The 11,283-nt window shown below is 59.4% G+C and carries 9 protein-coding genes; 7 read left to right on the top strand and 2 right to left on the bottom strand.

What is annotated here, in order from left to right; translation table 11 throughout:
• The coding region (locus VGG64_12355) for a hypothetical protein (GenBank protein HEY1600391.1) at window positions 1-677 on the bottom strand (677 nt) is incomplete at its 3' end.
• 216 nt (window positions 678-893) lie between these two features.
• Between VGG64_12355 and VGG64_12350 the strand changes: the two genes are divergently transcribed.
• Window positions 894-2,078 (top strand): M20/M25/M40 family metallo-hydrolase, encoded by a 1,185-nt coding sequence (locus VGG64_12350; GenBank protein HEY1600390.1) that lies wholly within the window; start codon window positions 894-896, stop codon window positions 2,076-2,078.
• Window positions 2,079-2,088: 10 nt separating this feature from the next.
• Here VGG64_12350 and VGG64_12345 read toward each other — a convergent pair whose 3' ends face one another.
• A complete protein-coding gene (locus tag VGG64_12345; GenBank protein ID HEY1600389.1) occupies window positions 2,089-2,412 on the bottom strand; it encodes an HU family DNA-binding protein in 324 nt (107 codons plus the stop codon).
• A 447-nt stretch (window positions 2,413-2,859) separates the two neighbouring features.
• Between VGG64_12345 and VGG64_12340 the strand changes: the two genes are divergently transcribed.
• The 6 genes from VGG64_12340 to VGG64_12315 all read left to right on the top strand — a co-directional run bounded on the left by VGG64_12340 (window position 2,860) and on the right by VGG64_12315 (window position 10,985).
• The gene (locus tag VGG64_12340; protein ID HEY1600388.1) at window positions 2,860-3,315 is read left to right on the top strand and encodes a hypothetical protein; all 456 of its coding nucleotides are present in this window, start codon (window positions 2,860-2,862) and stop codon (window positions 3,313-3,315) included.
• A gap of 128 nt (window positions 3,316-3,443) precedes the next feature.
• On the top strand, window positions 3,444-4,028 hold the full coding sequence (locus VGG64_12335) for a hypothetical protein (GenBank protein HEY1600387.1): 585 nt from the start codon (window positions 3,444-3,446) through the stop codon (window positions 4,026-4,028).
• Window positions 4,025-6,142, top strand: coding sequence for an efflux RND transporter periplasmic adaptor subunit (locus VGG64_12330; protein ID HEY1600386.1), 2,118 nt, complete (start codon window positions 4,025-4,027; stop codon window positions 6,140-6,142). The genes VGG64_12335 and VGG64_12330 overlap by 4 nt, the downstream gene beginning before the upstream one ends.
• A 37-nt stretch (window positions 6,143-6,179) precedes the next feature.
• The gene (locus VGG64_12325; protein HEY1600385.1) at window positions 6,180-9,485 is read left to right on the top strand and encodes an efflux RND transporter permease subunit; all 3,306 of its coding nucleotides are present in this window, start codon (window positions 6,180-6,182) and stop codon (window positions 9,483-9,485) included.
• Window positions 9,486-9,535: 50 nt separating this feature from the next.
• The gene (locus VGG64_12320; protein HEY1600384.1) at window positions 9,536-9,907 is read left to right on the top strand and encodes a hypothetical protein; all 372 of its coding nucleotides are present in this window, start codon (window positions 9,536-9,538) and stop codon (window positions 9,905-9,907) included.
• 115 nt (window positions 9,908-10,022) lie between these two features.
• Window positions 10,023-10,985, top strand: a complete 963-nt coding sequence (locus VGG64_12315; protein HEY1600383.1) for an SMP-30/gluconolactonase/LRE family protein — start codon at window positions 10,023-10,025, stop codon at window positions 10,983-10,985.
• Window positions 10,986-11,283: the final 298 nt, after the last annotated feature.

Raw genomic sequence — 11,283 nt, 5'->3', positions numbered from 1 at the left:
TTGGCCATGATGTCCTCAGGAGTGTGCTCCGCCTTGTCGCGCGCCTTGGCCAGGAACGTGTCGTAATCCTTCCGGTCGAAGGCAGCCCCCATCTCCACCTCGATTATGAGGGAAGCCAGACGCGGATCGTGATTTCTGGATTGTAGCCGCGTCAACAAGGCCAACGCTTCGGCCGAATTGTCCTGTTGCATGAACTCGATCGCCCGAAAGAGATCTGCCTGATCTTGTAGCGGTTGCGATTCCGGCACCAGAGCGGCGGCAGCCAATGCGTGATCGCGCCCTTCTTCGAAGCTAGTTGTGTGATTACCGCGCAGCATATGAACGTACGCTTTGAAGAAACGAAAGTTGTAGGCAAACGCGCCTACGGCTAACAACAGTAATACGACGAACGAGGCCTTAATCCTCGTCGGATAAGGCCAGTTGCGCATTCGCTGTTCGCAGGTCTCGCAGGCCGGGACATTCCCAATCGGCACCAATTCCTGGCGTCCGTAGTCGGTCGAGCACCAACCACAGCCTGTCGGGTCGACCAGCTTGGATACGTCGCCGGGACTTAACTTGGCTCCGCGCGCGGCAATGGCACTATTACCGCAGGGTTCACAATGGGACTGCCCGAAAACTTGATAGAGGCTGTTGAGCGGGTACGATTGACCGCACCCATCACAGACGCCATGTCGCATAACCAATGCCCCTAACATCACCGCGTGGAAAGTTTCTCGTACATGGCCTGCTTGCGCAGCAAAAACCCGGATGCCTGCGGCCTTGGCAACACGCATGGCCAGACAATAGCACTCGCCTGTATAGCAAGTTAAACGAATTGCGCAGCGAGGTGCGCGAGCCGGCCCATACGACTCGGATATCTCCGTCTTACGTAACCGCCAATAATACGTGCCATTATGAGCCTTGAATCACTGCGTGCTCGATTCTCTCTAGCGGTAAATCGTCAGCGACTCGTCGATACTGCAGTGGAGCTAGTCGGGGTTTCTAGCCCAACCGGCCATGCCGGGGCGGCGGCGGATACGCTGGCCGAGATTCTGCGTCGCGACGGGTTCGCCGTCGAGCGTCCCCTGGGGGGTCACCCCGCGGCACCGGCCGTTGTCGCGCGGCTCTCCAGCCCGCAACCCGGACGCACGCTGCAATTCGACGGACATCTTGATACTGTGCACCTGCCGTTCGTTGCACCGGCTGTCGCAGATGGCCAGATCACGGGCAGCGGTGCCGCGGATATGAAAGCTGGGCTGGCCGCTGCCGTCGAAGCGCTGCGTGTATTGCGCGACACCGATGCACTTCCTGGCGGTACGGTCCTACTGGTCGCCCATGATCTGCACGAAGCCCCTTGGGGCTTGGGACAACAGCTTAACGAGTTGATATCAGCTGGCCTGCACGGCGACGCGGTACTGATTCCCGAACCGCTTTGCGAGACATTGCCCATTGCCGGGCGCGGCGCGGCTACTTGGAAGGTGACATTTCTTCGCCAGGGCGCTGCGGTGCATGAGGTTATGCGTCCTGCGGATGAGCCCAGCGTGATCGCCGCCGGCGCCCATTTTGTAGACAACTTGGCAAAGCTGTCCCGGACTCTAACGTCGCGCCGACACCCGATTGCCGGCAGCGAAAGTGTATTTATCGGCCAAATCCACAGTGGCGAAATCTACAACCAATACCCGCAGAGCTGTTGGTTAGAGGGGACACGGCGATGGTTGCCAGACAGCGACGCTGCAACAATCGAGGAGGAGTTTCGCGCCCTGGCTCTCGCGACCGCCAAGGCCACTGGAACATCCGACTTCGTCGAGTGGCGTCCGGTACGTGGCGCGTTCGCGTTGGACCTGGACGATCCGCTGGTAACGTGCTTTCAAGCCGCCTATGCAAGCCACGGCGGCGCGGACCTGCCGACCGGAGCCAAGCCGTTCGTCGACGACGGCAATAGCTTTTGGGCAATCGCGCATGTACCCGCGATCACACACGGGCCGCGCGCGGGAGGCCAGCACACGGTGAACGAGTGGGTCTCGATCGATGATCTGGTGCGCGTGGCGCAGCTATATGCGCTGGTGGCAACTCTCTACTGTCCGGTCGAGCAACCGTAGCCGGCCGCTACTACTTGCCCATATCCTTGAGCTGCTTCAGAGCCCGGACTGTGATCTTGGTCGAGGCGGGCTTGGCGGGCACGTCCATCAGCTCACCCGGCTTGAAAGGATTGGGCACGCCGGTCTTGGCGGGCTTGGCCGGAACGTGTTTACGCTCGATCTTGACCAGACCCGGGATCGTGAACGATCCAGCACCATCGAGGCTCGCGCCGATGTCTGCGCTCAAGGCATCCAGGACGGCGCTCACTTGTTGTTTTGACAGCTCCGTCTTTTCGGCCAGGGAAGCGAGTATCTCCGTCTTGGTCGGAGCCTTCTTGGGAGCGTCTGGGGTCATGGTTCGATCTGTCCTTAGCTAATTGGTGTGCGGATGGGTTTGCTCAAGTGACGAGCGTTCCAAGGTGTCGCCGACTGAGGAGCGGCCAGCGCCGCGCGCTACGAGCCGCAAAGCAAGCACAATCAGACTCGTCCAACGCCGAGCGCCGTCGGATTGAACATCGAGCATTAAAAACGACGCCGAGGATGCTGGCAACCGCAAAATCCCGGAAACGACCGGCTCGCAACGTCGTAAGTCCTGTCGCCACCATGGGTCCAGACGCCGAACTTGGCCGCCTTGGCCACCACTTGACCGCGCATTCACGCCGCATGCCTTGAGCGTCCAGGGCAAACTGCCTTGGTCGGGACTAGTACTGACATGTATACTTCAGAGGAAGTCCCTAAGCTAACGTGCGCTCCGGTAGTCCTTGCTATGTGGACATTTATCCTCCACCGCCGAACTCGCCTGATGGCCGTGGCCCTTCTGTTGATGGCCGGCTCGTCGGCGGGGATGTGCCATGCGCACCCAGGTGGCGCAGGGGCGCATCATCATGACTCGCAAGACTTTGAGCTGATCGCCAGCGCCTTTCCGGCGACTGAAGGCAACGCCGCTTGGCTTGCCGCACCACTGCACATGCACATCTATGTGCTCGGCTTCCAATTCACGGTCCCGGCAGAGGAAAGTGCGGACGACGAGCCGACCCAACATAGTCATCACCTGGTTGCCCAGCGGATTGTCGCCAGTAGCCTGTGCGACGCCGCCTTGCAAACGTTGCCCTCCGGTAGTCAGACGGCTCCTGCCTTACTGCCCGAAGTCGCCGTGCCAGCGGAAGTGGAATCACCCCCCAGTCGTCTGACGCCGATCAGCGCCTTGCCGCTGTGCGACACAGCGCGTCATGCGCGCTCAGGCGTGCAGAGAACCTGACACTTCTCGTGCGGCAAGCTCATTGCCGCCACGCGTTGTCGGCGCTCGCCATCCTCGCATAATGTGCTCGGGCGTCGTTTCCCCGTTTGCACCATCGCGCTACATCGTGCCTCTCGTGGAGGGAGTCGATGCTAACGCCGTCGATTCTTTGTTCTTCCGCATTAACGCGCTACCGGTTCGCGCAAGCGGCCGTCGCCGCGGTCGTGCTCTGCCTCGTGGCTGTGGCAGGTTGTACAAAAACTGCCGACTCGCCTGCGACGCACGATGCGCATGAACACGAAGAAGAAAGCGATGCCCTAACGGACGCCGACATCGACATGCCAGGCGATTATTCCTTAGCACTTCAACGAATCCGCGAATGTCGGCAGCAGGTGCTCGCAGCGGTCGCCGACGGACGACCGCATGATGCGCACCATCCATTGGACGAATTGGACCTGGTAATTGGCCGGCTGATGTACATCGCGCGCGACAGCGGCATTCCGCGCGCGCGTTGGGAAGAAATCAATTTGGCCCGTCGCGACCTTCGCTCTCAATTCGATACCGTGCATGCTGCGCTCGACGCCGATCAACAGCCCGACATGACCACGGCTGCGCAAAACACCGAAGCGGTGTTGGCGCGCTTGGAAGCGGTTCTCGCACAAGATCTTGGCGGCACCGCCGATACGAGGTTAGCACCAGGTCGCGAACCGCGCGCCGAGGAGGCCTACCGATGAACGTTCTGTCGCGAAGCCTACGCACCGGATTGCTACCGGCCGTCATCGCCAGCTTTGGGCTCATGCATGCTGATTCAGCGCAGGGGCATGACGAACACAACAACCTGCCAAACACCGGCGTCGCCGTCGAAGGGGACGTTTTGCGGATTTCTCGCGGGGCAGAGAAATCGCTCGGGCTTGTCACGGAAACCGTGCATTTGAAAGACCTCGAACGCGACGTAATGGCCAACTCCGCGGTGGAAGTCCCCTGGCGACAACATGCGTACGTCACCTCCTTGGTCGCCGGCAGAATCTCGCGGGTCCACGTCCAACCGGGTGACAAGGTGGACCAAGGTCAGGTTTTGGCACAAGTCGAAAGCCAAGAGATCGAAGACCTGCAAACGGCCTTGCTGAAATCGGCCAGCGAACTCGACCTGGCCAATCGGCTACTGGAAGAGCGCACCAGCCTCGCCTCGAGTGGCAGCATGTCAGAGCGCCGCCTGCTGGAGTCGCAAACGACGCGCAATGAGTTGGCCGCGGAGCGCGGGATCGTGGTTCTCAAATTATTGTCGTTGGGTTTGACCGCATCGATGATCGACGAAATCCTGAATAGCGGTAAACCCGTCCGCACCGTGCCCATTACCAGTCCGATCGGCGGAGTGGTTTCGGTCTCTAACGTTCGCGCCGGGCAAGTTGTCGCACCTTGGCAGCAGGTTTACGAAATTGTCGACCTCACGACAGTTTGGGTTCACGGTCAGGTCTTGGAGACGGATAGTACGCTCGTCAAAGAGGGCCAGCCTGTCGATATCAGCGTCGATGCTTTTCCTGATAAGGTCTTCAAAGCCGAAGTCGATCATGTGGGCGTAAAGCTCGACCCCGAGCTGCGCACCATGCACGTTCACGTCGAAGTCGACAACAAGGAGAAGCTGCTGCGCGACGGCATGTTCGGCCGCTTGCGCATTCGCGCGACGGTAATGCGGGAGGCGATTGCTTGTCCGATCGAGGCCGTCGTCGATCCCGGAAGCCAACCTTATGTTGTCGTGTTGGAGCGGCGTGGAGCGACGCCGCAAATGCCTAGCGTATACCTACGGCAGCCCGTCAAACTCGGTCTGCGCAGCGGTGGCTTCGTGGAAGTTATCGACGGATTGTTCCCTGGCGATCCTGTGGTGACGACCGGCAAGCACGAGTTGGCATCGCTTTTCGCTGCTGATTCGGCCGGGCTCCGCACGACGACTGCTAGTGGGGGTCAGGTCGTCGATACCCAGTCGGCCCCTCCCGCGAGCGACAGCGGTGGCCGACTCGTAATCGCGCAGGCCCAGGTTGAACTGCCGACCGACCGGAAGGCCAGCGCGTATTCGACGGTCACGGGACGAATCGCCAACATCTTGGTGGAACATGGCGAAGCTGTGCGCGCTGGCCAGGTGCTGGCCGAAGTAGAAAGCCTCGACTTGCGCAATGTGCAACTCGAGCTATTACGTGCCGAGGCACAACTGAAACTGTCGCGCAAGCTGCTCGAGCGCCACAGCCAGTTGAGCCAAACGGGCGGCGTCTCGCGAAAAGATCTGTGGCAGGCGCAAACCGATACAGATAACCTGCAAACTTCGGTGGATAGCTTGCAAAACAAGCTCTCGTTGATGGGTCTTTCGGACGAGGAAATCTCGCGCATCGCGCGGCTCGATATCACCGACAACGCGGCCACCGAGGCCATCCGTACAACCAGCGAGATTCGCGCGCCCATCGACGGCCGGATCACGGTATTCGACTTGTCGATCGGACAAGTGGTGCGGCCGCAGGACGAATTGTTCGAGATACACGACACGTCCGCGGTTGTCATTCGCGGATACGTACACGAGCAAGACTCGGCAGATGTGCGGGTCGGTCAGCCTGTCACGGCCACGATTACGGCCGATCCACAATTCTCGGCCACCAGCGTCATCGAACGCACCGCGCCGACACTCTCCGCCTGGGGACGCGCGATGAGTGTTTGGGTGCCGTTGGACAATCCGGCCGGGCAGCTCAAAGAGGGAATGCTAGCCAGGCTGGCCATCACGATCTCCAAGGAACCGCCGCAGACCGCCAAATCCGTCGGTTCGACCGAAAACACGGAGTCCTCTCCGCGTGCAGCGGCTCCATGAGTCAGACCCGCAACATAATCTTTCAGCTTCGATTGAAATGCTGAATCACATCATCGCCCTGTCGCTAAAGAATCGCTCGCTGGTGCTCGCCGCGACGGTGTTACTGCTCGTCTATGGCGGCTACGTAGCCGCGCAATTACCTATCGATGTGTTTCCGGATCTCAATCGGCCCACGGTCACAATCATTACCGAAGCCTCGGGACTGGCTCCGGAGGAAGTCGAAACGCTGGTCACGTTCCCTATCGAGTCGGTCCTCAACGGGGCGACTGACGTGTTGCGGGTTCGCTCGGCATCTGGGATCGGGCTATCTATCGTGTGGGTGGAGTTTGAATGGGGCACCGACATCTACATCGACCGCCAAATTGTCAACGAAAAGCTGCAACTGGCCAGGCCTCGACTGCCGCGCAATGCCAATCCCCTGATGGCGCCGATCAGTTCCATCATTGGCGAGATACTACTCGTGGGTCTGCGTAGCGAAGGTGCTACCGACGCCATGCAGTTGAGGACACTCGCTGACTGGACCGTCCGCCCGCGCCTGCTTGCGCAAAACGGCGTTTCTCAGGTAGTCGTGATGGGCGGCTTGCTCCGGCAATTCCAAGTATTGACCTCGCCCGAGCGGCTGGCCCAGTATGACGTCACGGTCGACGAGCTGACCAAGGCGGTTGAGAAATCCAATGCGGTGACCGGTGGCGGTTTCTTGCTCTCCAGTAGTGAGGAGTCACTGATTCGCATCGTCGGTCGTGCGCTGACCCTGGAAGACTTGGAGAATACGGTCGTACGGCAGGGCGATCCCGTGGCGGTAACGGTGCGTCAAGTGGCGGATGTTCGCTACGGCGGCCCCGTCCCTCGCGGCGACGGTAGTGTCAACAGCCAGCCGGCCGTCATCCTCACGATTCAGAAGCAACCTGGTGCGGATACCTTGACGCTCGACCGCAAGATACTGCAGACGCTGGAAGACATTCAGGCAACCCTGCCCGCGGACGTAAAGATCGAGAAGGATATTTTTCGGCAGTCGAGCTTCATCAATGTCGCCATCAAGAATGTCGAGGAGGCAATCCGCGATGGGGCCGTGTGGGTGGTCGTTGTGCTGTTTCTCTTCCTGTGGAACTTTCGCACAAGCGCTATTACGCTCACGGCGATTCCACTGTCGATAATCGTCACGGCTTTGGTGTTCCACTTCTGGCGGATCTCGATCAACACCATGACGCTAGGCGGTCTGGCCGTGGCGATCGGCGAGTTGGTCGACGACTCGATCGTCGACGTCGAGAACATTTACCGGCGATTGAAAGAAAACCGCGGCAAGCCACAGCCCGATAATCCGCTGAAGGTCATCTTTTTGGCGTCGGCCGAGGTGCGCAACAGCATCGTCTACGCCACGTTAATCGTAGTGCTGGTCGTACTGCCGCTGTTTTCTCTAGGCGGACTCGAAGGACGCATGTTTGCCCCGCTGGGCTTATCGTATTTGGTCACCCTGTTGGCGTCGCTGGCCGTGTCCTTGACGGTTACTCCCGTGTTGGCTTCGTACCTCCTGCCGAAGGCCGGGTTTCTAGAGCATGCCCACGACCCGTTCCTGCTCCGCTGGTTGAAGCGACTGGACGAACACGTTTTGCACTTTACGCTGCGGCATGCCGGCATCGTTTTGGCGGTGACCGCCGTGCTGGCAACTTTGTCCGTCGCTACAGTTGCGTTCATGGGGGGCGAGTTCATGCCTCCCTTTAACGAGGGTTCGCTCACGATCGGCACTACGGCGCCGCCGGCCACCAGCCTGGAGGAATCGAACCGCATCGGCCGGCTCAGCGAAAATATGTTGCGCGAGGTGCCCGAGGTGACGCATACCTCGCGCCGTACGGGCCGGGCCGAATTGGACGAGCATGCCGAAAATGTCAACTACTCAGAGATCGACGTCGGACTCGTGGAGCACGAGCAGCCCAAGCCCGGTATTCTCTACGCCGTGCTGCGCGCCATCCCCGGTTTGCACCTGCTGGGAAGCGATCGTGTCGGCCGGCCGCGCGAGGAAGTGCTGGCTGATATCCGCCTGCGTCTCTCGCAGGTACCCGGCGTGGTCTACAACATCGGCCAACCCATCTCACATCGGTTGGACCATATCATGTCGGGCATTCGCGCGCAGATCGCGGTCAAGCTCTACGGAGCGGATCTGGACGTGCTGCGCGTCAAGGCGCGAGACATTTCGTCGATCATGGCCAATGTGGCTGGCGTCGTCGACTTGCAAATCGAGCCGCAAGTGGAAATTCCTCAGGTCCGGGTGACCGTACTACGCGAAAACGCCGTCCGTTATGGTCTCGCGCCAGCCGACGTGGCCGACGCCCTTGAGACGGCGCTGCAGGGCCGCAAAGTATCCCAGGTGCTAGAAGGCCAGCGCACTTTTGACTTGGTCGTCTGGTTTGACGAGAAATCGCGCAATGACATCGACGTCGTTCGCTCTACGCTACTCACCACGCCTAGCGGGGCGCGCGTAGCACTGGGAACCGTGGCCGAAGTCGTGCAAACCACGGGGCCGAATACGATCAACCGCGAGAATGTCGTACGGCGAATCGTGGTAATGGCCAATGTGGCCGACCGCGACCTGGTGAGCGTGGTCAACGAGATCCGGACGGCCGTCACGGAGAAGATCGTACCGAAGCTCTCGGCCGGTTACTTCGTGGAATATGGCGGCCAGTTCGAAGCTCAGCAAGAAGCCAATTTGCGATTATTGATCCTAGGTGCCGTCTCAGTGGCCGGAATCTTTATGCTCTTGATCAAATGCCTAGGCTCTTGGCGGGCGGCACTGCAGGTGATGGTCAACATTCCGCTAGCGGCCATTGGCGCGGTGTTGGCGTTGCTGCTGACGCAATGGCCCACGCACGAGGCACTTGCCGCCGCCCCCTATTGGCAATGGCCGTACGTGTGGATTTCGGCCACCAGTCTGTCAGTGGCCCATTGGGTGGGATTCATTACGCTGGTAGGCATCGTAAACCGCAATGGCATTATGATGATCTCGCACTACATTCATCTGATGCAGTTCGAGGGGGAAAAATTCGACGAGAAGATGATTATCCGCGGTAGCCTCGAACGGCTTGCCCCGGTGCTCATGACAGCACTCACGGCCACGATCGGACTGGTCCCCTTGGCGATGGGTGCCGGACAAACCGGGAAGGAAATTTTGCACCCGTTGGCGATCGTTGTCATGGGGGGACTGATCAGTTCGACGCTGATGGATCAGATCGTGACGCCGGCTCTGTTCTTCAAATTTGGCCGCAAAGTGTACGAACACCGTTTTGAAGATCATCATGGCGCCAAAGCGCACGAGGCTGTCGAACGACTGGCGGAGACTTTGGACGACTAGGATTGTGAGTTAAACGTGCCATCTTACATATGCCGGGTGCAAGGTGTTTAATGCAGGTCGTCGTTGGCAATCACATTAAGATCAACGCACCGTCGGCATTGCGTGCGCGGCTGCGAGAGTTTTACGTCGAAGTGCTGGGCTGCCACACGATTGCCGCTCCCAGCCCGCAGTTCGATCTTTTCGAGTTCACCGACGGATTTGTGGTGGGCTTGTTCTACGGCGACGATTCCGAAGTTCTCTCGGAGCAGGATCAATTGAAAGCCACCTGGCTGGAACTGAAAACGTCTGACCCGCCATCGCTCAGGATCCGGCTCTTGGAATTCGACGTGGGGCCTATCGAATATGCCGATACGTCACGTTTCTACTTCCAAGCACCCGGCGGTCAGGTGTGGCGAGTGGCCCCACTGGATGGCGGTAGTTAGTCGCAATTGCCGGCCGTTGCCCTGGGGTCGACCGCCCGGTCGCGATCGCCTTGCATTTCGGCTATTCTTGCTGGAACGTTCGCAATCGCACAGTCCCCACCGGGAGAAGCCTCACATGCGCGTCCACCGCTTCGCTCGACATTTAACAATCGCGTGTTTGGCCGGCTCACTCTCGCTTGTCTCAACGACGGCAACCCTGGCCGCTGACCAGACCGGCAAACTCATCCCCGGCATCGGGGCCACCGGCGCGCCGGTCGAGCTTGCTGGCACCTTTAAATTCACAGAAGGTCCAGCGGCAGATAAGGACGGGGTTATCTACTTTAGTGACGTTCCAGCAGACAAAGTTTTCAAAGTCGAACCGGGCAACAAGACCTCGCTGTTTCGCTCGGAAACGAATCATGCCAATGGTCAGATGTTCAACGCCGCGGGCGAGATTGTCTGTTGCCAGCGCAACGGTGTCGTCGCCTGGTCCCCCGTGACAAAGACCGAGCGCGTCTTGGCTGCCGAATACGACGGCAAACCCCTAAACGGGCCGAATGATCTGGTCATTGATGCCACCGGAGGGGTGTACTTCACCGATCCGTCGTTTTCGCTTGATGGAAAGTCAAACCAGGGCGTACACGGCGTGTTCTACATTGCGGCCAACGGCAAGTTGACACGATTGATCGACGACGTCGTAGGCCCGAACGGAATCATTCTCTCGCCGGACGAGAAGACTTTGTACGTGATCACGTTCTTGCGAGAGGAAATGCTGGCCTACCCGGTGATGTCGCCCGGCAAGCTTGGCCCGGGAGGCAAGTTCTGCACGATCGATCAGCCGACTGGCAAGAAAGGGGGCGGTGGCGACGGCTGTGCCGTGGACAGTCGCGGCAATCTGTACATCGCAGCAGCAACAGGCGTGCAAGTATTTAACCCGCAGGGAAAACTGCTTGGGACGATTCAGGTGCCAAAAGGTCCATCGAATTGTGAATTCGGCGGCCCCGATCTGAAAACCCTGTATGTCACGGCGCGGACGAGCGTCTATGCGGTGCCGATGGAAGTGGCCGGGCACCGGTTTCCAGGCGGTGCGAAGAAATGATGGAGAAAAATACGCAGCGATGTACGGCGAGAGATCCTGCTGATCTTGTCGTCAGAAGCTTGCAATCACGCCCCTAGTCGGCCACCACATGAAAATCACAGTACCGAACGAGCGCGTTCGGAATTTAACTGTTGGCCAGAACTGCAACATGGCACTCTTCGGATTGCTGGCATCGCGGCGTTGTTAAAGCTAACCACGTTGACCGAGCGAAACTGCCACGCAGTTACTTCATCGGATGCTTCTTAAAGAACTCCCACAGCAAATCGTTTGCTGAGATGTTCAAGGTCGAGGGGCCCAG

The organism is Pirellulales bacterium, from assembly GCA_036490175.1.
Lineage (GTDB): Bacteria > Planctomycetota > Planctomycetia > Pirellulales > JACPPG01 > JACPPG01.
This window is presented reverse-complemented; position numbering and strand designations above follow the sequence as displayed.